Source organism: Affinundibacterium amnicola (assembly GCF_014284275.1).
In the GTDB taxonomy this organism is placed as follows: Bacteria; Pseudomonadota; Gammaproteobacteria; order Burkholderiales; family Burkholderiaceae_D; genus Undibacterium; species Undibacterium amnicola.
Window position 1 is genome coordinate 656,900 of the sequence record NZ_JACOFU010000002.1, and the last position, 21,449, is coordinate 678,348.

General features: G+C 43.8%; 23 protein-coding genes. 8 read left to right on the forward strand and 15 right to left on the reverse strand.

Annotation, left to right across the window (positions count from 1 at the left end; translation table 11 throughout):
* Positions 1-106 precede the first annotated feature (106 nt).
* Together H8K33_RS07100 and H8K33_RS07105 are read right to left on the reverse strand one after the other, a co-directional pair.
* On the reverse strand, positions 107-994 hold the full coding sequence (locus H8K33_RS07100; protein ID WP_186890281.1) for a MotA/TolQ/ExbB proton channel family protein: 888 nt from the start codon (positions 992-994) through the stop codon (positions 107-109).
* 92 nt (positions 995-1,086) lie between these two features.
* Positions 1,087-1,755: an energy transducer TonB gene (locus tag H8K33_RS07105; protein WP_186890282.1), complete on the reverse strand. Its 669-nt coding sequence runs from the start codon at positions 1,753-1,755 to the stop codon at positions 1,087-1,089.
* Positions 1,756-2,834: 1,079 nt separating this feature from the next.
* Here H8K33_RS07105 and fabI point away from each other — a divergent pair.
* Entirely contained in the window at positions 2,835-3,617 is a 783-nt protein-coding gene (gene fabI, locus H8K33_RS07110) for an enoyl-ACP reductase FabI (protein WP_186890283.1), read from the forward strand.
* Positions 3,618-3,625: 8 nt separating this feature from the next.
* On the opposite strand, the gene H8K33_RS07115 is transcribed toward fabI, so the two are convergent.
* The 4 genes from H8K33_RS07115 to modA are packed head-to-tail and all read right to left on the reverse strand — an operon-like array spanning position 3,626 to position 6,433.
* Positions 3,626-4,504 carry an ATP-binding cassette domain-containing protein gene (locus H8K33_RS07115; RefSeq protein WP_222613320.1) on the reverse strand — a complete coding sequence of 293 codons (879 nt, stop codon included), beginning with the start codon at positions 4,502-4,504 and terminating at the stop codon, positions 3,626-3,628.
* Between the two features lie 8 nt (positions 4,505-4,512).
* Positions 4,513-5,193: a molybdate ABC transporter permease subunit gene (gene modB / locus H8K33_RS07120; RefSeq protein ID WP_186890284.1), complete on the reverse strand. Its 681-nt coding sequence runs from the start codon at positions 5,191-5,193 to the stop codon at positions 4,513-4,515.
* A complete protein-coding gene (locus H8K33_RS20150) occupies positions 5,190-5,603 on the reverse strand; it encodes a TOBE domain-containing protein (protein ID WP_186890285.1) in 414 nt (137 codons plus the stop codon). The genes modB and H8K33_RS20150 overlap by 4 nt, the downstream gene beginning before the upstream one ends.
* The gene (gene modA, locus H8K33_RS07130) at positions 5,600-6,433 is read right to left on the reverse strand and encodes a molybdate ABC transporter substrate-binding protein (protein ID WP_343043792.1); all 834 of its coding nucleotides are present in this window, start codon (positions 6,431-6,433) and stop codon (positions 5,600-5,602) included. The genes H8K33_RS20150 and modA overlap by 4 nt, the downstream gene beginning before the upstream one ends.
* 441 nt (positions 6,434-6,874) lie before the next feature.
* Between modA and H8K33_RS07135 the strand changes: the two genes are divergently transcribed.
* The 3 genes from H8K33_RS07135 to tal all read left to right on the forward strand — a co-directional run bounded on the left by H8K33_RS07135 (position 6,875) and on the right by tal (position 10,555).
* Complete coding sequence (locus H8K33_RS07135) at positions 6,875-8,308, forward strand: DEAD/DEAH box helicase (protein ID WP_186890286.1); 1,434 nt, start codon at positions 6,875-6,877, stop codon at positions 8,306-8,308.
* Between the two features lie 203 nt (positions 8,309-8,511).
* A complete protein-coding gene (selD, locus tag H8K33_RS07140; protein ID WP_186890287.1) occupies positions 8,512-9,555 on the forward strand; it encodes a selenide, water dikinase SelD in 1,044 nt (347 codons plus the stop codon).
* A 64-nt stretch (positions 9,556-9,619) separates the two neighbouring features.
* Positions 9,620-10,555, forward strand: coding sequence for a transaldolase (gene tal, locus H8K33_RS07145; protein ID WP_222613321.1), 936 nt, complete (start codon positions 9,620-9,622; stop codon positions 10,553-10,555).
* Between the two features lie 113 nt (positions 10,556-10,668).
* Here tal and rnhA read toward each other — a convergent pair whose 3' ends face one another.
* Complete coding sequence (gene rnhA, locus H8K33_RS07150; protein WP_186890288.1) at positions 10,669-11,103, reverse strand: ribonuclease HI; 435 nt, start codon at positions 11,101-11,103, stop codon at positions 10,669-10,671.
* A complete protein-coding gene (locus H8K33_RS07155; RefSeq protein ID WP_186890499.1) occupies positions 11,090-11,818 on the reverse strand; it encodes a class I SAM-dependent methyltransferase in 729 nt (242 codons plus the stop codon). The genes rnhA and H8K33_RS07155 overlap by 14 nt, the downstream gene beginning before the upstream one ends.
* A gap of 85 nt (positions 11,819-11,903) precedes the next feature.
* Between H8K33_RS07155 and gloB the strand changes: the two genes are divergently transcribed.
* The 3 genes from gloB to H8K33_RS07170 all read left to right on the forward strand — a co-directional run bounded on the left by gloB (position 11,904) and on the right by H8K33_RS07170 (position 14,644).
* Positions 11,904-12,704 carry a hydroxyacylglutathione hydrolase gene (gene gloB, locus H8K33_RS07160; protein WP_186890289.1) on the forward strand — a complete coding sequence of 267 codons (801 nt, stop codon included), beginning with the start codon at positions 11,904-11,906 and terminating at the stop codon, positions 12,702-12,704.
* Positions 12,705-12,751: 47 nt separating this feature from the next.
* On the forward strand, positions 12,752-13,945 hold the full coding sequence (gene earP / locus H8K33_RS07165) for an elongation factor P maturation arginine rhamnosyltransferase EarP (RefSeq protein ID WP_186890290.1): 1,194 nt from the start codon (positions 12,752-12,754) through the stop codon (positions 13,943-13,945).
* A gap of 123 nt (positions 13,946-14,068) precedes the next feature.
* Positions 14,069-14,644: an elongation factor P gene (locus H8K33_RS07170; protein WP_186890291.1), complete on the forward strand. Its 576-nt coding sequence runs from the start codon at positions 14,069-14,071 to the stop codon at positions 14,642-14,644.
* 208 nt (positions 14,645-14,852) lie between these two features.
* Here H8K33_RS07170 and H8K33_RS07175 read toward each other — a convergent pair whose 3' ends face one another.
* The 6 genes from H8K33_RS07175 to rpsP all read right to left on the reverse strand — a co-directional run bounded on the left by H8K33_RS07175 (position 14,853) and on the right by rpsP (position 18,877).
* Positions 14,853-15,806 (reverse strand): CobD/CbiB family protein, encoded by a 954-nt coding sequence (locus tag H8K33_RS07175; RefSeq protein WP_186890292.1) that lies wholly within the window; start codon positions 15,804-15,806, stop codon positions 14,853-14,855.
* 91 nt (positions 15,807-15,897) lie between these two features.
* A complete protein-coding gene (locus H8K33_RS07180) occupies positions 15,898-16,578 on the reverse strand; it encodes a CoA pyrophosphatase (RefSeq protein WP_186890500.1) in 681 nt (226 codons plus the stop codon).
* 86 nt (positions 16,579-16,664) lie between these two features.
* Entirely contained in the window at positions 16,665-17,039 is a 375-nt protein-coding gene (gene rplS, locus H8K33_RS07185) for a 50S ribosomal protein L19 (RefSeq protein ID WP_186890293.1), read from the reverse strand.
* A gap of 181 nt (positions 17,040-17,220) precedes the next feature.
* Complete coding sequence (gene trmD / locus H8K33_RS07190) at positions 17,221-17,976, reverse strand: tRNA (guanosine(37)-N1)-methyltransferase TrmD (RefSeq protein WP_186890294.1); 756 nt, start codon at positions 17,974-17,976, stop codon at positions 17,221-17,223.
* Positions 17,977-18,025: 49 nt separating this feature from the next.
* Positions 18,026-18,625 carry a ribosome maturation factor RimM gene (rimM, locus tag H8K33_RS07195; protein WP_222613322.1) on the reverse strand — a complete coding sequence of 200 codons (600 nt, stop codon included), beginning with the start codon at positions 18,623-18,625 and terminating at the stop codon, positions 18,026-18,028.
* The gene (rpsP, locus tag H8K33_RS07200) at positions 18,626-18,877 is read right to left on the reverse strand and encodes a 30S ribosomal protein S16 (protein ID WP_186890295.1); all 252 of its coding nucleotides are present in this window, start codon (positions 18,875-18,877) and stop codon (positions 18,626-18,628) included.
* Between the two features lie 254 nt (positions 18,878-19,131).
* On the opposite strand from rpsP, the gene H8K33_RS07205 reads away from it, so the two are divergent.
* Positions 19,132-19,551, forward strand: a complete 420-nt coding sequence (locus tag H8K33_RS07205) for an NINE protein (protein ID WP_186890296.1) — start codon at positions 19,132-19,134, stop codon at positions 19,549-19,551.
* 80 nt (positions 19,552-19,631) lie between these two features.
* On the opposite strand, the gene H8K33_RS07210 is transcribed toward H8K33_RS07205, so the two are convergent.
* A complete protein-coding gene (locus tag H8K33_RS07210; protein ID WP_186890297.1) occupies positions 19,632-21,422 on the reverse strand; it encodes an acyl-CoA dehydrogenase in 1,791 nt (596 codons plus the stop codon).
* Positions 21,423-21,449: the final 27 nt, after the last annotated feature.

Genomic DNA, 21,449 nt, shown 5'->3' on the forward strand with positions numbered 1-21,449 from the left:
CTCTTTAGTGAATTCACTTCGCTTACTTCAAATAGATTCAAACTGAATCTATTTGAAGCGAAAGAATTATCGTAATAAAAAACTACTTACTTCTTTATTACTCAGATTACTTATTTGAGTTAGCTTTGTTCATTGCACCAGACAACACTACAGAGTGCAAGTCAGCGCCAAATGCATTTACTTCTTCCATTGCAGCCTTGTTACGACGCAACAAGTAGTTGTAACCCAAAACTGCTGGAACCGCTACAGCCAAACCGATCGCAGTCATGATCAAAGCGGCACCAACTGGACCCGCAACTTTATCGATAGAAGAGTTACCTGTAGAACCAATCGCAACCAATGCGTGGTAAATACCCATAACTGTACCGAACAAACCGATAAACGGTGCTGTAGAACCAACCGTTGCCAAGAATGTCAAACCTTCACCCAAACGGCTTTGTACTTTATCAACTGAACGTTGGATAGACATTGTCACCCATGAGTTCAAATCGATCTGTTCCAACAAAGCACCTTCATGATGTTCGCTTGCGCTAACAGCTGAATCCGCGATGAAACGGAATGGGCTGCCTTCTTTCAAAGTTGCCAAACCAGCAGCAACATTTGCAGCTTTCCAGAACTTGCGAGCTTCTTTTGCTTGAGCATTTAATTTAGACAGATCAACGATCTTCGTGATCAAGATGTACCAGCTACCCATTGACATGATTAACATGATTGCTAATGTAATCTGATCAACTAAAGTACCTTCTTTGATCAAGTGTGACAAACTGTATTGATCAACTACTTCTGGTTGCGGCTCTGCAGCTGGAACAGATGCATCAGCAGCAGGTGCTTCAGCTGGCGCTGGCGCAGCTTCTGCGGATGCAGCAGTTGCTTCAGTTGCAGATGCAGCAGAAGCAGTAGTTTCTTGTGCGAATACTGGAGCAGTTGTCATTGAAGCTGTCAATGCAAACAAAATTGCCGCCAGGAATGTGCTTACTTTAGCGCGGGTTTTCATGTAGATACTTCCTTTAAAAAAAATTTAATACTTACGTTGGTTGTGAGTAAAACGATACTTTTTTATGACTCTTGTTACATGTTGGCTCTGTTTTAATCAAGCTTCCAAACGTATTCAACTTGAGTCGTGGTAGCCTGCGGTTTGCCATCCACTGTTCCAGGTTTGTTTTTGCACGACCCAGACAACAATTGGGCACGCACTGCATTATCTAGACCCCTGAACCCACTAGATTTTGCGATTACTACATCGGTGACTGCTCCATCTGCACCAATAGTAACTGTCAATCTTGTCACACCAGTTTCTTCGTTACGCAATGACGTACGTGGATACTCAGGTGTGCAACCAGCTTGTTGAAAATCAACACGGCCTGGAATAATTACTGGGCCTGCTGGTGCTTTTGGCGCTTCTGCTACTGGCGCTGGTGCCTTCGTCAACACATTGCTATCTGGTTTCACGTTAGAAACTGTAGAGATAGCGTTTGGTGATGGAGCCTGTTGCGCAACCTGAACCTCTGGAGGAGGAATAAATGGTGGCGGCGGCGTCATCAACTTAGGTGGCGGCGGTGGCGGTGTATCAGGTGGTGGTGGTGGCGGTGGTGGAGTTTCCTTTACCACAGCTTCCATCGGCTTCTGAATGAACGCAGCCACTTTACTACCTAAGCCGTTCAACAAAGCCCAGCCTAAAACAACGTGAAAAACAATTACCAAACCTAAACCTAAAAATTTCTTTCCCGGTTCCTGTTGGCGTCCTGAAAAATCCATACCTACTCCTCCAATACCACAACAATTTCAATTAGGTTCAAACGCGCGAAACTTTAGCTCTAAATTAATTTATTCAAGAATCTTGAAATTCGTGAATTAACATCAATCTAAACAACAAGCAATTCGCTCATCAATTAACAGCATTGACTCACCGTTTGCGCCCCCATACTTACTTTGGATTGTCAGAACCGTGGCTTCAACATACCCAAGTAAGTATTACTATTTACTTACAAATCGTTTAGTCACCTTCAGACGATTGAATTACAACTAAGACAATCGCCAAATTCAAATCATATCTTAAAGATACATTGAAAATTGAAGCGGCTGTTTTGTTATTCGTTAGCAAGAGAAATTCTTCTAATTAACTATCAACAAAACATTGTTTTTTTTAAATCTTTGCGAAAAACAGCGCCTATTTTGACACAAACAAAGCAATGAATGGAAGTTGCTTTTATGCTGCTTTGCAACATTAAATTATCTTCAAAACAAAAGCTTCTCATTGCGCAATATCTATTTAATCACATCGACAGTTAAATTCATTAAAAAGTGAATTCATTATTATTCACAAAAACACCGTCAATATATTAACTTCTTTTCTTGCGGCAACGATTCTAATAGGAAATACTTGAAAAATGCAAAGTAAACCTAAAAAAGCAGCCCAAACTAAAGCAGTTCTGCAACAAATTAATTTTTTCGCCCTTCATCTATTGCCCCTTCATTCGCATAACGTCGAACATCAACATGCAGCGTGGAAGGCCTTAGATAATACATCAATGCGAATAGAGTTTAGTTATTATTTGCCCTAACTGTCTTGAACAACTACAATTCTGACCTGTCAGTAAATTTTGCGTCCAAAGTGGACATCTAATCTTTTCCCCCGTAACACCTGCGCCCTGTCAATATGGACTGATTCATTTTGGTCTTTCAACTTAAGAGCATTTGTTCCGTTCCGGGAAACTGATTTATAGCTACTAACGCATTAACATTCGTCTAAAAACCTTAGCGCAAGATCGTGCGGCTATTCCAGCACTTCCCTCATGGTGAGGGCCATTTATCTTGCGGTAACACCTGGAGTTGATATGGCATTTTTGCAAGGCAAAAAAATTCTCATTACTGGTTTGTTATCAAACCGCTCAATAGCCTATGGTATTGCGCAAGCTTGTCATCGTGAAGGCGCGGAGCTGGCCTTTACCTATGTTGGGGAGCGCTTTAAAGACCGCATTACAGAGTTCGCAAAAGAATTCAATAGCGAACTCGTATTTGATTGTGATGTCAGCAGCGATGAACAAATCAATGCAGTCTTCACAGATTTAGCAAAGTCTTGGGATAAATTAGATGGCGTCGTGCACGCGATTGGATTCGCACCGCGTGAAGCGATTGCTGGCGATTTCCTCGATGGCTTCTCGCGCGAAGCATTCCGTGTTGCGCATGATATTTCAGCGTATAGTTTTCCAGCATTAGCAAAAGCAGCGCTGCCGATGATGAACGAAAATTCATCATTGCTGACCTTATCGTATTTGGGCGCAATTCGTGCAATCCCTTACTACAATACAATGGGTTTAGCCAAAGCTTCACTCGAAGCAAGTGTGCGTTATCTGGCAGAAAATCTAGGCAAAAAAGGCATCCGCGTTAACGGCATTTCTGCTGGCCCTATCAAAACTTTGGCTGCCAGTGGCATTAAAGATTTCAGCACATTACTTGGCTTTGTTGCCGAACATGCTCCTTTGCGCCGCAATGTAACCATCGAAGAAGTCGGCAACACTGCCGCATTCTTGCTATCTCCATTAGCTAGTGGAATTACTGGTGAAATTACTTATGTAGATGGCGGGTTCTCACACGTAATGGGTTTAACACCTGATTAATTACTCATCTAACGTAGTCGCGTAATTTGCGGGCTGAAAGCTTTGGTCGAGATCGCAATCTGATCACCAACTATCAGCCCTTTTATATCTTCTTGAGACGCAATAATTTCAATAATTTCCTGTCCAATTAGAAGCGACACAACGCACACAACCTCCTCAATTCGAATCGCCAAAACCTGTGCCTGCAGATGTAATTTTCCTTGGTTTTTTTGCTGCAAAAAGACCTGATGTGGGCTGCCGCGACGAGCTACTTTTCCAGCTTCTATCAAAATAACTTTTTGACTTAATTTAAATACTTCAGCGATATCGTGACTGACGATAATCATCGACATTCCCAATTCGCGATGCATCATTTGCAAATGATCCTGCATTTGCAATCGGATGTGTTGATCTAACGCAGACAGCGGCTCATCTAACAAAAGCAATTTTGGCCTACGCGCTAACGCACGAGCCAAGGCAACTCTTTGCTTTTGCCCGCCGGATAAATATTGGACCGCTTGTGTTTGCAGGTTTGATAAATCGCTTAGCTCTAATAATTGATTTACCCACGATGTAGATTTTGAGCCAGCAGCAAACGCAATATTTTCACGGACATTCAAATGAGGAAATAATGCATAATTTTGAAACACCATACCGATAGAACGTGACGGTGTAGCCAAATTAATTTTGTGGTCTGAATCAAACCAGACTTCACCATCAAACACAATCCGACCATGATCTGGCGCTACCAAGCCAGCCAACATGCGTAAAATACTCGTCTTACCGACGCCAGATTGTCCAAATAGCGCAAGTGATTCGGATGCGTTTAATTGCAATTGAAGATCAAGTTCAAATTTCCCTTGTGCTCCCTCCAAGCGCTTTTGAATTTGCAGTTCTAAGATAGACATAGGGACAATCAAAATTTCTCTGGATAGCGACGTTTTCCGATGTACACCGCAGTCAAAATCAGAAAACTAAGCACAACCAAAACCAATGAATAAAAATGTGCGGCGCCATACTGAAGACTTTCTACTTCATCGTAAATTGCAATTGAAGCGACCTTGGTAACGCCGGGAATATTCCCACCTATCATCAACACGACACCAAACTCTCCTACAGTATGCGCGAAACTCAACACGATTCCACTCAGGATGGATGACTTCATATTCGGCAATAGAACCTTAAAAAGCGTTTGTACTTTGGTTTGCCCTAAAGTGTAGGCTGCATCTCTTAAATCGGTCGGTAAATTTTGCAAACCTGTTTGCAATGCCTGCACCATAAATGGCAAACTAAAAATAATCGAGCCTAATAAAATTCCTAAAAAAGTAAAACTCAAACGTAGATCGAAGTTCGTCAGTAACCACGCACCGAATCCACTTTGCGGGCTGAATGTCAACAACAAATAAAATCCCAGCACTGATGGAGGCAACACCAAAGGCATACTAAGCAATGCTTCCCAAAATGGTTTGAAACGACTTTGGGAAAACGCCAAAACATAAGCTATTGGCAAACCAATGACAAACAAGATCATCGTGGTTAAAGTTGCTAACTGAAAGCTCAACCATAATGGTTGCCAGTCATATGCCGCGAAAGTCATCGAATCTCCCGAACCAGCAAATTCATCTCATTCGACTTCACGAGCCCTTCAATTTCATCACCTATTTTCAATTCTAAATTAAGTGCCGAGCGAGTCGTGATGACTGCACTTATTGGATGAACATCATCAAGCTGAAACATCACACGCGTTAATATCTTTCCAAACTCAAGGCTGACAATTTTTCCGGGCAAACGATTACGCAAACTAATTTTTCCCTGCAGATTTTTTGCAATCGATACTTCCATTTCGTTAAACGATAACTCGACATGTTGATTTAAGTTCCAAGATAAAAAATCCTCTTGCGCGCCCAACAAACTAGCGCACAACGTCCGTTGTCCGACCTGAACTTCGATCAATGCGATACTTCCTTCGGCTAGTACGCTAACAATATTTCCTGGTAATTTATTCACGGTACGGTGTATCCATTTTTTTGCAAAATTTCTTTCGCCTTTACTGTCGACAAAAACTCATAAAATTGTTTTGACACATTTCCAGCCTTCTCTCTTCCATGTCTCAAAACAATCACACCTTGCGCAATTGGTGTATAGCTTTCTTTTGGCAATTCTAACCAGACGCCTTTTCCTTGCATTTCAGAAGACAGCACAACCGACTTTGCAGTAAAACCAAGATCAACCAAGCCTGAATAAATATACTGATTTACTTGCGAAATACTCTCTGCATAAACTAAGCGAGGAGCGGCTATAGAATCTAACTTAAAGTGTTTTAAAGTCTTCAATGCCTCTCGTCCGTATGGTGCGGTCTTAGGATTAGCAATTGCGATTTTTTGTGTTTTCGAATCTTGTATGATCGCTTGCCACCCTCTTAAATCTTTGAACTTATTACTCCACAACACGATCGCGCCGTAGGCATATATTTTCGGTGGCACGTCGCTAAATCCTTCATGAAACAAAACAGTTGGATAATCCATATCCGCCGACATAAAAACATCAAACGGTGCGCCATTTTTAATTTGATTGACGAACTTACCAGACGAATTAAACACGCCTTTCAGATCATGACCTGATTGTTTCTTAAACTCGCCCTTTAATTCCTCAAACGCAAATTGCATATTTGCGGCAACCGCGACATGAACTGAGTCAGCCTTTGTAATCAGCGGTAAGGATAGTCCAAGCAACACCAAAGTCACACTTACAAAGACACGAAAAAACTGTTGACTGATTGACTCTATTTGCATTTTTTGACCAAACATCATATTAAAAAGACCAATTATTATTTTCACCGATTTTTCCGCTGCCAGTATAGGCGACGATATTACAAACTAAATTATCAAATCAAAAATGATTTTTTTAAGCCCATTTGAACTACATCAAGTTTTAGATGCATCAACCATCAATATGCTGTATAGTCTCGTTTTTGCACTGCAATATAAATTGTGCTTTGCAAGTTAAATAGTAAGAAATGTTGTAAGTAATAGGTAGCACCGTAGCCCTTGCGTATCGTGAATTACTGATACCGCAATGTAAAGCCCTCCCGCCCTGTATGTCTGGTTTCACACATAGACATCGTCCCGGCGCAAAGCTTTTGTGCCGAAATTTCATCGTATTCCTGATTTGTACCGTTTTCCGGTACTGGTTTTCTTTGTTCATTTCGATTGGTTGACGCTGCTTTTTTGCGCGCTTGGTTTTTGCCCTGCGCAGATTAATAACGGAAGAAGAACACAATGACTTTTGAAACACTAGGCCTCCACACGTCCATCCTGCGCGCGATCGCTGATACTGGCTACACCACGCCAACAGCGGTACAAGAACAAGCAGTTCCTGCTGCGATTGCTGGACGAGACTTATTGGTATCCTCACAAACTGGCTCAGGCAAAACTGCTGCATTCATGTTGCCAGCTTTACATAAATTTGCAGCCGCCGCTGACGATTTGACTGTCGCAGCTGGCAAAACACCAAATCAAGAACGCCAGGCAGCTCGTGCTCGTGGCGATCGCCCACGTTTTCAAGCAGCAAAGCCAAAGATGTTGGTATTGACACCAACTCGTGAATTGGCTTTGCAAGTAACCACAGCAACAGACAAATACAGCGCTTACTCACGTCGCGTCAAAGCAGTCTCAATTTTGGGCGGCATGCCTTACCCAAAACAAATGCAACTTTTGTCCCGTAACCCAGAAATCTTGGTGGCGACACCAGGCCGTTTGATCGATCACATGGAATCTGGCAAGATTGATTTCTCAGAATTAGAGATTTTAGTGTTGGACGAAGCAGATCGTATGTTGGATATGGGTTTTATCGATGATATCGAAAAAATCGTTGCAGCAACGCCAGAAACACGTCAAACCATGTTGTTCTCTGCCACGTTGGATGGCGTAGTTGGTAGTATGGCGCGTCGCATTACCAAAGACCCAATGATTATTCAAATCGCTGGTTCTGCGACTAAGCATGAAAATATTCAACAAAAAGTCCATTTCGTTGATGACTTATCCCACAAAAATCGTTTGCTCGATCATTTGTTGCGCGATGAATCTTTGGATCAAGCCGTCGTATTTACGGCGACAAAACGTGATGCGGACACGATTGCAGATCGTTTGAACATTGCTGGTTTCGCAGCGGCCGCTTTGCATGGCGACATGCATCAAGGCGCACGTAACCGTACTTTGGATTCTTTGCGTCGCGGTCAAGTTCGCGTTTTGGTAGCAACGGATGTCGCTGCACGCGGTATCGACGTGCCTGGCATTACCCACGTATTCAACTACGATTTGCCTAAATTCCCAGAAGACTATGTACACCGTATCGGTCGTACTGGTCGCGCTGGTCGTAAAGGCTTGGCAGTATCCTTGGTCAATCATGCTGAAAGCATGAACGTGAAACGCATCGAACGTTTTACAAAGCAATTGATCCCTGTCGATGTGATCGAAGGTTTTGAACCTAAGAAATCTGCCATGGCAGCCCGCGCACCAGCACGCAAAGCAAGCGGTTGGAAACCAGGTGACAAGCGCACGACAGGCAATAGTTTTGGTAACAGCAGCAAGCCAGGCCAACGTAGTTTCAGCAAACCAAATGCGGCGCCACGCAGTGAAGGTGGTGGTTTCGGTGGTGGTGCTGCCAAATCACGTTTTGGCGATGCAAGTCGTCGTTCATTTGGTGATCGTTAATCAAATTAGTTGAATTGGCAAAATTAGGCAAATTCAATCAATTGAGCATCAAGCGACATTTGAATTGAGCACAATCAAAAGCGATCTCTTAGAGGTCGCTTTTTTTATGTCCATCAATTCTCTGCTAGTATTTTTAACTTTGCGCACTGCTCTCCCCTATAATCGATACTCCAATCAACATTGCATATCTCCAAAACAAAGACATGAACACAGAACCGATACGTCTTACTTCATTTTCACATGGTGGCGGTTGCGGCTGCAAAATTGCGCCTGGCGTTTTGGCCGAGATTTTAAAGAAATCGAGCGGCTTTCCCGTGCCTGCTGCGCTCATGGTTGGCATAGAAACCTCCGATGACGCTGCCGTTTATCAACTCAATGATGAGCAAGCGTTAATCGCGACTACAGATTTTTTCATGCCGATCGTCGATGACCCCTACGATTTTGGAAGAATTGCAGCAACCAATGCAATCTCCGATGTGTATGCGATGGGCGGCACCCCTATCATGGCCTTAGCCTTGGTTGGTATGCCAATCAATCAAATTCCTTTGGATGTCATAGGTAAAATCATCGAAGGTGGTGAAAGTATTTGTCGCGAAGCTGGAATCCCGATTGCAGGCGGGCATAGTATTGATTCAGTAGAGCCTATTTATGGCTTAGTCGTCATGGGCTTAATTCATCCGTCCAAAGTCAAACGCAATTCTGGTGCACGCATCGGAGATAAATTAATTCTGGGCAAACCATTGGGTGTCGGTATACTTTCTGCAGCACTAAAAAAACAAAAATTAGATACCGCTGGTTATGCAAGCATGATCGCCAACACGACAAAATTAAATAAGCCAGGACAGGCACTCGCACAACTAGATGGTGTACATGCAATGACAGATGTCACTGGATTTGGGCTGCTTGGGCATTTGTTAGAAATCTGTCGAGGCGCACAGGTGACCGCAAAAATCACTGTGGCAGATATTCCATTCTTAGCACAGGTCAAAGAACTTGCCGCAGCGGGTTGCATCACCGGTGCTTCAGCTAGAAACTTTGCCGCATATGGCCATGAGGTCGTACTCAACACTACCGACAGCATTACGCAAGCATTATTGAGCGATCCACAAACGTCGGGCGGATTATTAATCACATGCGCTGAGGAATCGGTTGAACATGTTCTGGCATTATTTCACAAGAATGATTTTCCAGACGCTGCGGTAATCGGTGAAATTGTCACTGGTTCCGCGCAAATTGAACTGCTCTAATCTATGTCTTAAAACTAAATCAAATCTACATTGAAACTTATTTAAAACTTATTGAAGACCTATCATGAATCAACTTGAACAGCTAAAACAATTTACTACCGTCGTTGCAGACACTGGTGATTTTCAATCCATGCAAGCCTACACACCACGCGATGCGACAACGAATCCCTCTTTAATTTTAAAAGCTGTGCAAAAAGCTGAATACCAACCATTGCTGGCGCAAGCGGTCGCACAGAATGCGGGTAAGTCAAGTGATGAAATAATTGATCAGTTGTTGATTAGCTTTGGCATCAAAATTTTAGAGATCGTACCAGGACGTGTGTCAACTGAGACGGATGCGCGCTTATCGTTTGACACCGAGGCAACCGTCGCAAAAGGACGTCAATTAATTGCGTTATATGAAGCCGCTGGCATTTCCCGTGAACGCATTTTGATTAAGATCGCATCCACTTGGGAAGGAATACGTGCTGCAGAAATTCTAGAAAAAGAAGGCATCCGTTGCAATATGACCTTGCTGTTTAGTTTGGCACAAGCTGCCGCTTGTGCAGAAGCAGGGGCACAACTGATCTCACCGTTTGTTGGTCGCATTTATGACTGGTTTAAAAAGCAAACTGGGCAAGAAATTTTCGGCGCAGATGATCCAGGTGTTTTGTCGGTAAAACGTATCTACAATTACTATCGCAAGTTTGACTATAAGACTGAAATTATGGGTGCGAGCTTCCGTAACACTTCACAAATTTTGGAATTGGCAGGCTGTGATTTGTTAACGATCAGTCCTGATCTATTGCAAAAACTCAGTGATAGCGACACAAAAATTTCATCAAAATTGAATCCAGAAACAGCCAAATTATCCAATCTCGAAAAAATCGAAATAACGGAAAAATCCTTCCGTTTCTTACTCAACGAAGATGCAATGGCAACTGAGAAATTATCGGAAGGCATACGTCTTTTTTGCGCAGACACCATCAAGCTCGAAGCTTTAATTGCAGGAATGCGTTAACGGGGAACAGGTATCAATTAGCTGAATTTGATCATTCCATTATTGGATCATCGAATTCAGCTTCTTATGAGAATCATCATTTGAATTATAAGTGCCACATTAAAACCTGCCACTTACAGCATCGATTCCACACCCAAATTCGCCAGTTGATCTGCGCGTTCATTGCCCAAATTACCGGTATGTCCACGTACCCAAATCCAGTCAATCTTGTGTATTTGACGAGCTTGGTCTAATTGCTGCCACAAATCGACATTTTTTACTGGCGCTTTCGACGCAGTTTTCCATCCTTTTGCTTTCCAACCATCGATCCATTCAGTGATGCCTTTCAAAACATACTGACTATCTGTGTATAGTGCAATTTCACAAGGTCGCTTTAACGCTTGCAGTGCTTGGATAACCGCCATCAATTCCATACGATTATTGGTAGTCTCTAGCTCGCCACCAAATAATTCTTTTTCTCGACTTCCTGCAATGAGTATTGCCCCCCATCCACCGACACCTGGATTTCCTTTACATGCACCGTCTGTATAAATCTTAATTTTGTCCATGTTCTCTAATCTTGTTTGCGACTGGTACTGCATGCGCTTGCCGTACGTTTTTCTGTTTTAATGCTGGCCCAACCAAATGCATTCCCCTTACCCGCTTTATCGCTTCTATCATGTAAACCGCACCAAATCGTGGCCACCAACGACTGCCAAGACTTTCCATCATTCCTGAATTCTGCAGCCACTGAGCATTATCAACTGGAAGTGCATAGCAACCAAAACGTGTCTGACTCACTTCCATACTGAGCAACTTTAACCAATCTTTCAATCGGTGAGGGCTAATGAACTCGCCGTCTTCAGGCAAAAAATGTTGGCCTGCGACACGCCCGAAAAATTGTCTCCCACCCCATAAACTAACGCGGTTAAGACCACTAATAATTAAGCGACCTTCTGGAATCAAAATTCTATCGACTTCGCGCAAAACCTGATGTGGCTCGCTGGCAAATTCCAATACATGTGGCAAGATAATTAAATCAATACTTTGCGATGCAAATGGCAATTCGGCAAAATCATGTAACAGTACAACCTGTTGTGCCAACTTCGTTTCTTTCGATGAAAACTGACTGGCACTTTGCCATTGATGTGGCATACGGCTAGCCGCAAGCGCAGGAAGCTGGGGCAAACCGATCTGCAGTGCATGAAAACCGAAAATATCAGCCGTCATCAAATCAAACTGAGCTTGCTCCCAAGCGCCGATATAATTTCCTGCTGGCTGCATCAGCCAGTCACCTAAGTCTATAATGGCGGATTGCGTAGAATTGAATGCGTTCACTTCTCTCACTTAAATTCAGGATAATCCTAATATGAATAATCAGGTAAATGATCAAGCGCTTAGTATATTGACTGTCCCTGCTTTTGACGACAATTATCTGTGGCTGATTCATAACGGTCACGATGCCATCGTGGTTGATCCAGGTGACGCAAACGCTATTTCTGTCGCATTGGGCAAATACAATCTGGTATTACGAGCAATTTTACTGACACATCATCACATCGATCATATCGGTGGTGTCGACGAATTAGTAACTCAATTCAATATTCCAGTTTATGGTCCTGCTCACGATGGTATTGCAGCGGTCACAATTCCACTCGACGATGGCGATCAGCTGAGTATCGATTCTCTCAATCTTAATTTGGATGTGATCGCCGTACCAGGTCATACTTTCGGCCATATCGCCTACTATGCAGCAACACTGAACAGTGTGTTTTGCGGTGATACTTTATTTGCAGGCGGCTGTGGTCGATTGTTTGAAGGTACCGCTGCACAAATGTTAAGTTCACTTGATAGTTTAGCCGCATTGCCAGACGACACAGCCGTGTATTGTGCGCATGAATATACTTTATCTAATTTAAAATTTGCGTTGGAAGTCGAGCCTGACAACCCAGATCTGCAGAAACGTGTCATTCAAGAACAAGAAAAACGTGCTCAAGGAGTACCAACAATTCCCACTAACATTGGCCTAGAAAAATTAACTAATCCGTTTTTACGAACACGCACTGATGCGGTGATTCAAAAGCTCGTCTCCACCGAGAAGGTCGCCGAGAATCAAGATGAAGTCAGTCACTTTGCTGCTTTACGCGAATGGAAAAATAACTACCGTTAGATTTTAAAGGCCATCACATTCACAGCCCAACTCCCGTATTTGACGCAATGATTCAAACCCAATTTCACCCACCATCTTCGCCTTCAACAAGTTTGGCGTTATTCTGTAAAGTCATCGATAATTTTGGCGACATTGGGATCTGCTGGAGATTGGCTCGTCAACTCTCTAACGAACATCAAATTACCGTCACGCTGTGGGTCGATGACTTAATCAGCTTTAAGAAAATATGTCCTGAACTCGACGTTGAAACTGAACGACAAATCGTACAAAACATCCACGTACGTCATTGGCGCAATCAAGATGCTTATTTCGAAATTACTGAGATTGCCGATATCGTCATTGAGTTTTTTGGCTGCGACATCCCACCGAACTACATCGCGACAATGTCGAAGTGTCAGCCCAAACCTGTTTGGCTAAATCTCGAAGGTTTAAGCGCGGAAGAATGGGTGGAAGGGTGTCACACCCTTCCCTCTTCTCATCCTCAATATCCATTAACAAAGTATTTTTTCTTTCCCGGCTTTACGTATCAAACTGGTGGCCTATTGTTGGAGAACAACTTAATCAAAGAGCGCGAGCAGTTTGTACATGCTGCAACACAGGTGAACGACTTTCTTAAACAATTAGGTTTAACACCTGAAGAAATGAATTCATTCAAAGTATCTATGTTTTGCTATCCACATGCACCGCTCTCAACACTATTCGACACATGGAAGCAATCAAACGAAGCGATCACTTGCTTAGTTCCCGCTGGCGTTGCCAACGAAGCCGTTTCCGTATTCTTGGAAAGTGATGCGATACCCGGTGCAAACAGAAAACGCGGCAATTTAACTTTGCGAGTAATCCCTTTTGTGCCCCAGAATGCGTACGATAAACTACTGTGGAGCTGTGACCTGAACTTCGTTCGTGGTGAAGACTCGTTTGTCCGTGCGCAATGGGCAGGCAAAGCATTTATTTGGCACATTTACCCTCAAGATGAAAATTTACATCATAAAAAACTCCAAGCTTTTTTAAATGCCCACACGGCAGAGTCAACATCAAGCAGACGTTTTGCACTTGCATGGAATGCTGCACTGACCGAATCTGACTGGTCTGATTTATGGTTAACCTATCGAAAAGATCTCACTGAAATTCAATCCCTTAGCCTGATGTGGCAACAAAAAATACAGAGTATTGGAGATATGACATCGAATTTATTGAGCTTCATCAACTCAAAAATCGAAAAGCGACCGAAAATAGGTTAAAATGTGCGGTTAATTTTTAATGTATTTTCGATTCAATCTAAGCTGGGCTTGCAGGGCAATATTTCAAATATTCCAGTAGGCAACAGATAATTTTTAAGCAACCTACTTTTTATATAAATTACTATGAAACCTGCAAAAGAAATTCGCGTTGGCAACATTATTATGGTCGACAGCAAGCCTATGATCGTGCTGCGTTCTGACGTCAACGGCTCTAGCCGTACTGGCTTCACTTACAAGTGGAAAATGAAAAACTTGTTGACGAATAGCCCATTGGAAAACGTATTCCGTGGCGACGACAAATTTGACGTTGTTGTATTGGATAAAAAGCCAGTAACTTACTCTTACTTCGCTGATCCTTTGTATGTATTCATGGACACAGAATACAACCAATATGAAATCGAAGAAGAAAACTTGGGCGATGCATTGCATTACCTGAAAGACGGCATGGAATGTGAAGCTGTTTTCTACGACGGCAAAGCAATCTCTGTAGAATTGCCTACCACAATCGCTCGCTTGGTGATCTACTCTGAACCAGCAGTGAAGGGCAACACTTCCGGTAACGTTTTGAAAGAAGCGAAAATCGAGAACGCAATCGAAGCGCATTGCCATACAGTGCAAGTGCCATTATTCGTTAGCCAAGATGACGTTATCGAAATCGATACACGCACCAATGAATACAAGCGCGTAGTTCGCAACTAATCTTTTACGGAAGATTCAAGAAAACGCTGTTCAACTGAACAGCGTTTTTTTTCGAGAAAAATATAGTGATTTCTCAAAATCCTGACAAGCAGGCATAAAATATCTAAACAAATATTTCACTAACAATCTCAACAGCACAAACAAACTTTGCTCACCCCATAAAAAAACCCGCATCTGAGGCGGGTTTCTTTTTTCAATTACGGAGGCCTTACAACCAAACCGCAAACGACAATAACAGGAGGAGTAGCATCCACAATAACAGTGCTCGCCACACCAAACCAACCGCACTTTGCAAAGAACGAGGAGTCGCCTCCATTCCCGGCTGGCTTTCTAAATCCAGGCTATCGACATCAACGGCACTAGCATCTGCATTTAGTACGACCAACGCCTTTGTTTCAGGCTCTCCCAAACGCACACCAATCGCACCACCACCAGCTGACAAAATAATTCCCAGCAATTCATCGTTCCAGCGGCTTGCATAATTACGCCAAGAGTAAATCGCATCTTCAAAATTTCCTACTACTGCAAATGCGACCGCAGTTAAGCGAGCTGGAACCCAATCTATCCAATAAAAAACTTTTTTTGCAAATTGCCCGAATTCTTCATTTTGCATGTGATCAGGTTCACACCATTCACGTGATAAAAACTCAGACATACGATACATCACCGCGCACGCAGGGCCAACGGGCATCAAAAACCAAAAAAATACTCCGAACACATTACGATGAGAAGCGACCAAAGATCTTTCGACCGCACCTCGCGCAACATCTGTCGCGCTCATTGCTGAACAATCTTTATTCGTCCAGTCGGACAAATACTTGCGAGCGGCATCATCATCACCGGCATTTAGCGCCACCTGAATCGATGTGAAATAATGGCTATATCGACGAAACCCCAAGGTCAAATAAACGATAAGAACATTCCAGATGAAAGCAGCGAATGGATTCAAATGTAAGCACAACCAATAAATCAACGCGGTCGGTATTGTTAAAGCCCCGACCACAATAAACCAACCAGTGCGACCATGATGTGCCTTACCAGCATTGCACCAAGCTTCAACTTTAGCGGCAAAAAACTGTACCTGTGTGTATACCGGATTATCCACTCTCAGTGGCTTGAGTTGCTCAATCAAGAGCGCGAAGAGTATGGAGAGAAATGTCATAGTGGGTCTTCAAACTTCCCTGTGGAGGAATGACTTAGAAAAGAGCTCCAGTGTAAACTGATTTGGGCTGTTTATGAAGTAGATCACCATCTCATTCTGGCAGATCAGCACGTAAAAAATGGAATAAATTACGCAACATACCCGCAGTAGCACCCCAGATAAAATAATCTTGATAAGGCATCGCGTAAAAGCTGCGGGAACCACGTCCATCAGGAAAATCAATCTGGCGACGCTGATGATGACGTGGGTCCATCAAAAAGTTCAAAGGCACTTCAAAAATTGATGCGACTTCAAATGGATCTGAACTAAATTCAAAGGGAGGATGTACCAACCCCACCACTGGCGTGACCGAAAACCCGGTACCTGTATAGTACTGTGGTAAGCGCCCTAGCACTTCGACCTGAGTTTCAACCAAGCCTATCTCCTCTTGCGCCTCACGCAGGGCTGTATGCTCGGCGGAAGTATCTGTATCATCCACCCGACCTCCCGGGAAACTGATTTGACCGGCATGATGATGCAAATGCGCAGCCCTTTGCGTCAACAAGACTTGCAATCCATGCTCACGCACGATGATAGGCATTAAGACCGAAGCGGGTCTGAATATATCGCCTTTAAATAAACTGGATTCCTCGGTATTTTCAGGCGACCAAAGAATATCTTGCTGGAAGCGATGTCGCAAGAAATCCAAAGAGATTCTGGCGGACGGCAGCACTGGCTCATCTGCGCATGAATGAATCGGTAACAACTGTGGATCAAAGCTGGAGGTCACGATAATCACAACATTAAGATAGGTAAAAACAAAAAAGGGATGCCACTGGCACCCCTTCTTTAAGACTCACAAAACAAGCATGGCTATGATTAAACAGCTGCTGCTTTGCGGTTTGGTAATTTCTCTTTAATACGAGCAGATTTACCTGAACGTTCACGCAAGTAGTACAACTTAGCGCGACGTACATCACCACGACGTTTCACTTCGATAGAAGCGATCAATGGTGAGTACAATTGGAATGTACGTTCAACGCCTTCGCCGGAAGAAATTTTACGAACGATGAAGTTCGAATTCAAACCACGGTTACGACGGGAAATAACAACGCCTTCGTACGCCTGAGCACGCTTACGTGTGCCTTCAACGACATTAACGTTAACTACGACTGTATCACCAGGCGCGAACGCAGGGATATTTTTAGCTAAGCGAGCAATTTCTTCTTGCTCTAATGTTTGGATCAAATCCATTTTTATCACTCCAGATACCATCTTGCTGACGCCTAAGTTTGTTTACACAAGCTTGCTCAGTAGAGGATGGGGTTAAACATGTGAACACATTACTTCTTCAGTTCACTCTAAACACATGCAAAAAATTTTGCATGATTTATTCGTACAAAAAGTTACGAATTCTTTATAAAGGCCAGTTCAATCAAATTGGATTGAGCGATTTCAAAAACTGCTCATCGGCCTTACTTAACAAGCCAGCCTTACGCGCTTGCTCAATTAATTCTGGGCGCTTCTGCCAACTCACCAGTAAGGATTGTTGACGTCGCCACTTTGCGATCTCTGCGTGATTACCACCCATTAAAATCGTCGGTACGCATTGATCTTCAAAAATTTCTGGTCTGGTGTAATGCGGACAATCCAGCAAACCATTGACAAAACTATCTTCGACTGCCGACGCTTCATCGTGCAATACGCCAGGCAACTGACGTATCACTGCATCCATCAAAGCCATTGCTGGTAATTCACCGCCAGACAAAACGAAATCGCCGAGGCTGATTTCTTCATCGACTTCACGATCTAATAATCGTTGATCGACAGCTTCATAACGACCACACAACAAAACTAAACCATCTTGCGCCGCCCACTCCATCACACGAGTGTGATTCATAGGCTTGCCTTGTGGCGATAAATAAAGCACTTTAGGCTTTGCAAATCCAAGTTCTTGTTGCCGCGCTTTTGCTGCATGCAGTGCCATCTGCAAAGGCTTGGCCATCATCACCATGCCAGGACCACCACCGTACGACCGGTCGTCTACAGTTCTATGCTTGTCTGTCGTAAAATCACGTGGATTCCAAAACTGCAATGCACATTTTCTTTGCTCAAACGCCCGTCGCGTCACACCGGATTCGGTAATCGCAGCAAACATTTCCGGGAACAGCGTAATGACATCAAATTGCATTCATCACGCTCCACAATGCAAACAACTGCAACTCTTTACAAACCGGGACTTAATAATCACTGCCCCAGTCCACAACGATCTTCTTCGCTTCACGATCTACTTCTTTAACGAAATGATCAACAAAAGGAATTAGGCGCTCATGCTTCATCAATTCTGCTTCTGGTACATCGCTGGCCGCGACCCGCAAAATTGACTGCGCACCGTTGTCCATCATAGCGCGGACAACGCCAAGGTCTTCACCTTGTAAATTCTGTACCGTTAAGCCGATCAGATCGACCCAATAAAACTCGTCTTGTTCTAGCGCCGGAAATGCTTGACGCGATACTTTCACCACAGTGCCTTTTAAGGCTTCTGCAGCTGTACGATCTGGCACTTCATCCAATCTCGCAACCACATCTTCGCCATGAATCTTAGAGCTCAGGCGTTTAACTTGACGCAGAGTCGGAGCAACACCCGCTTGCGCTGCGCTTTCCAACCAGAACAGCGGCGCATCTAACAAAGCATCGGCAGTGCTCGAATAAGGGCGGATTTTTACCCACCCTTGAAGACCAAATGCCCCTGAGACATAGCCAACAATGACTAAATCATCAGGAGCAGATTGATTTGCAGATACTTGCACTGCCTGCCCTACATCAGTTTGAGCAGACAATTAAGCTGCTTTTTTTGCTACTTGAGCAACCAAACGAGCAACAGCTGGTGACAATTGTGCACCTACGCCTTGCCAGTAAGCCAAACGATCTGCAGCAACGCGAACTTCTTCAGCATTGCCAGTTGCTACTGGATTGTAAAAACCGATACGCTCGATGAAACGACCATCACGACGATTGCGTGAATCAGCTGCAACGATATTGTAGAAAGGGCGCTTTTTTGCACCACCACGAGCTAAACGAATAACGACCATAATATTTCCAAAAAATTGTCAAAGGACGGAAAAAGCCGCAAATTATAGCCTGCAAAGCAGTAACTTCGCAAGAACTATTCAATGGTGGCTTTGTAAAACTAAGCATTCTACCTGATTTTTGTTCGCTATTTATAGCTTCAATCAAAGAATTTTGAGTGCAGGAGCATTTCCTGCGCCAACAAGAATGAGTAACAACACATGACAGCAAATCCGATAAAATCGCACTTTTCCTAAAAAGCATTAAGAATTTAATTATGACAACAAACTCACATAAGAATAAAACCATCACCGTTTTAATTTGCCTGCTTTTTGGTAGTCTTGGTGGACACCGATTTTATCTATATGGTAAACGTGACAACTTTGCATGGTTACACTTCATCAGTCTGCCTCTCTCCTTTTTGCTATCCAAACTCTATTTCAATTTAAACTTCTTTGTAACCTATGCGCCATGGATGCTGTCATTTTTAATCAGCCTGCTAATGTGCTTGCTACTGGGGTTAAAATCGGATGAGCACTGGGATGCGCAATTTAATACGCAATCAGGAAAACAAAGCGCTTCTTCATGGCCATTAGCAGTTTTACTGATTTTTAGTGTTGGCCTTGGCGCCATCTCCCTATTATTCGTAATGGCTCGCGGATTTGATTTGCTGTACACAGGCGGCGCATACGGTTAAGTAAATTCGGGCATTAAAATAAAAATGGCGCGAAGTCAAAAACTTCGCGCCATTTTTACTACAAAGCCTATAACAAAGTCTTAAAACTGCTCTTCAGTCAAAGCCAACACACCCGCACTACCATCCACAATAGAAGTGCGCAAACCTTGCGCTGTACTTAATACGTGATCAGCGAAAAAGCGTGCTGTCGCGACTTTCGCTTGATTGAAACTGGCATCACCTTCACCGGCTTGCAATTTTGCCTGCGCGATCAAAGCCGCACGCGCCATTTGCCAGCCGCCCAATACGACACCTGCCAATTTCAAGTAAGGCACGCTGCCCGAGAACACTGCTTTGATATCGGATTTGAAGTTCGCCACCACGAATTCAACCACGTCTTCCATTGCTTTCGCGCCAATTGCTAATTGTGCTGCAATGGCTTTCAAATTTGCATCACCAGTCGCGTTCAATTCGACTTCAACCGCACGCACTTGTGCGATGAATTGTTTCGCCACTGCGCCGCCATCACGTGAAGTCTTACGACCGACCAAATCATTTGCTTGAATCGCCGTTGTACCTTCATAGATCGTCAAAATCTGCGCATCGCGATAATGCTGGGCAGCGCCAGTTTCTTCAATAAAGCCCATACCACCATGCACTTGCACGCCAGTTGAAGTCACATCTAAAGACAACTCAGTTGACCAACCTTTAACGATAGGCACCAAGAATTCATACGCCGCCTGATTTTGCTTACGCACTTCAGCATCTGCGTGATGATGCGCTTTATCGCTCATCGCAGCGGCCACATACGCCAAGGCACGTGAGCCTTCGATCTGTGCACGCATAGACATCAACATACGACGCACGTCAGGATGATGAATGATGCTCACCGGGCCGGCTGAACCTGCCAGATCACGTGACTGCACGCGATCTTTTGCGTATTGCACGGCTTTTTGATAAGCGCGTTCCGCCACTGCCACACCTTGTATACCAACGCCAAAACGCGCTGCGTTCATCATGATGAACATGTATTCCAAGCCGCGATTTTCTTCCCCAACCAAAGTACCGATTGCACCGCCGTTATCGCCAAATTGCAAGACACAAGTTGGGCTCGCTTTGATACCTAGCTTATGCTCAATCGATACGCAATGTGCATCGTTACGCGCGCCTAGGCTGCCATCTGCATTGACCAGGAATTTTGGTACGATAAACAGGGAAATCCCCTTCACGCCTTCTGGTGCATTTGGCGTACGCGCCAATACTAAGTGCACGATATTTTCCGCCATATCGTGCTCACCATAGGTGATGAAAATCTTAGTACCAAATACTTTGTAAGTGCCATCATCTTGTGGCACAGCACGTGTACGTACCATTGCCAAATCAGAGCCCGCTTGTGGCTCAGTCAGATTCATGGTGCCGGTCCATTTGCCGGAGATCAGGTTTTCGAGATAAGTTGCTTTATCAGCGTCACTACCAGCGGTCAACAAGGCTTCAATCGCACCATCGCTCAACAATGGGCACAATGCAAAAGATAAATTCGCTGAATGCAGCATTTCGATACAAGGAGTTGCCACCAATTTTGGCAAGCCTTGACCACCAAATTCTGTTGGATGCTGCACGCCTTGCCAGCCTGCTTCGGCGAACATTTTAAAGGCTTCTTTAAAGCCTTTTGTGGTGAAGACCTGGCCATCTTTCCAATAGCTTGGTTCTTGATCGCCCGCCCAGTTCAAAGGCGCAATCACTTCACTCGTAAAACGTGCATTTTCTTCGAGTACCGCTTCGACGGTTTCAGGCGTAGCATCTTCGCAGCCAGGCAATCCATTTACTTCAGTCAGGCCAGCCAATTCGTTCATCACGAACAGCATGTCTTTCATTGGCGCTACATAACTCATACAGTCTCCCAATATCTCAATTCATTG

What these genes read in the sequence shown, in the direction of transcription:
- H8K33_RS07100 (WP_186890281.1), bottom strand. Translation starts at nt 994, where the DNA reads ATGAAAACCCGCGCTAAAGTAAGCACATTCCTGGCGGCAATTTTGTTT.
- H8K33_RS07105 (WP_186890282.1), bottom strand. Translation starts at nt 1,755, where the DNA reads ATGGATTTTTCAGGACGCCAACAGGAACCGGGAAAGAAATTTTTAGGT.
- fabI (WP_186890283.1), top strand. Translation starts at nt 2,835, where the DNA reads ATGGCATTTTTGCAAGGCAAAAAAATTCTCATTACTGGTTTGTTATCA.
- H8K33_RS07115 (WP_222613320.1), bottom strand. Translation starts at nt 4,504, where the DNA reads ATGTCTATCTTAGAACTGCAAATTCAAAAGCGCTTGGAGGGAGCACAA.
- modB (WP_186890284.1), bottom strand. Translation starts at nt 5,193, where the DNA reads ATGACTTTCGCGGCATATGACTGGCAACCATTATGGTTGAGCTTTCAG.
- H8K33_RS07135 (WP_186890286.1), top strand. Translation starts at nt 6,875, where the DNA reads ATGACTTTTGAAACACTAGGCCTCCACACGTCCATCCTGCGCGCGATC.
- selD (WP_186890287.1), top strand. Translation starts at nt 8,512, where the DNA reads ATGAACACAGAACCGATACGTCTTACTTCATTTTCACATGGTGGCGGT.
- tal (WP_222613321.1), top strand. Translation starts at nt 9,620, where the DNA reads ATGAATCAACTTGAACAGCTAAAACAATTTACTACCGTCGTTGCAGAC.
- rnhA (WP_186890288.1), bottom strand. Translation starts at nt 11,103, where the DNA reads ATGGACAAAATTAAGATTTATACAGACGGTGCATGTAAAGGAAATCCA.
- H8K33_RS07155 (WP_186890499.1), bottom strand. Translation starts at nt 11,818, where the DNA reads ATGCAGCCAGCAGGAAATTATATCGGCGCTTGGGAGCAAGCTCAGTTT.
- gloB (WP_186890289.1), top strand. Translation starts at nt 11,904, where the DNA reads ATGAATAATCAGGTAAATGATCAAGCGCTTAGTATATTGACTGTCCCT.
- earP (WP_186890290.1), top strand. Translation starts at nt 12,752, where the DNA reads ATGATTCAAACCCAATTTCACCCACCATCTTCGCCTTCAACAAGTTTG.
- H8K33_RS07170 (WP_186890291.1), top strand. Translation starts at nt 14,069, where the DNA reads ATGAAACCTGCAAAAGAAATTCGCGTTGGCAACATTATTATGGTCGAC.
- H8K33_RS07175 (WP_186890292.1), bottom strand. Translation starts at nt 15,806, where the DNA reads ATGACATTTCTCTCCATACTCTTCGCGCTCTTGATTGAGCAACTCAAG.
- rplS (WP_186890293.1), bottom strand. Translation starts at nt 17,039, where the DNA reads ATGGATTTGATCCAAACATTAGAGCAAGAAGAAATTGCTCGCTTAGCT.
- trmD (WP_186890294.1), bottom strand. Translation starts at nt 17,976, where the DNA reads ATGCAATTTGATGTCATTACGCTGTTCCCGGAAATGTTTGCTGCGATT.
- rpsP (WP_186890295.1), bottom strand. Translation starts at nt 18,877, where the DNA reads ATGGTCGTTATTCGTTTAGCTCGTGGTGGTGCAAAAAAGCGCCCTTTC.
- H8K33_RS07205 (WP_186890296.1), top strand. Translation starts at nt 19,132, where the DNA reads ATGACAACAAACTCACATAAGAATAAAACCATCACCGTTTTAATTTGC.
- H8K33_RS07210 (WP_186890297.1), bottom strand. Translation starts at nt 21,422, where the DNA reads ATGAGTTATGTAGCGCCAATGAAAGACATGCTGTTCGTGATGAACGAA.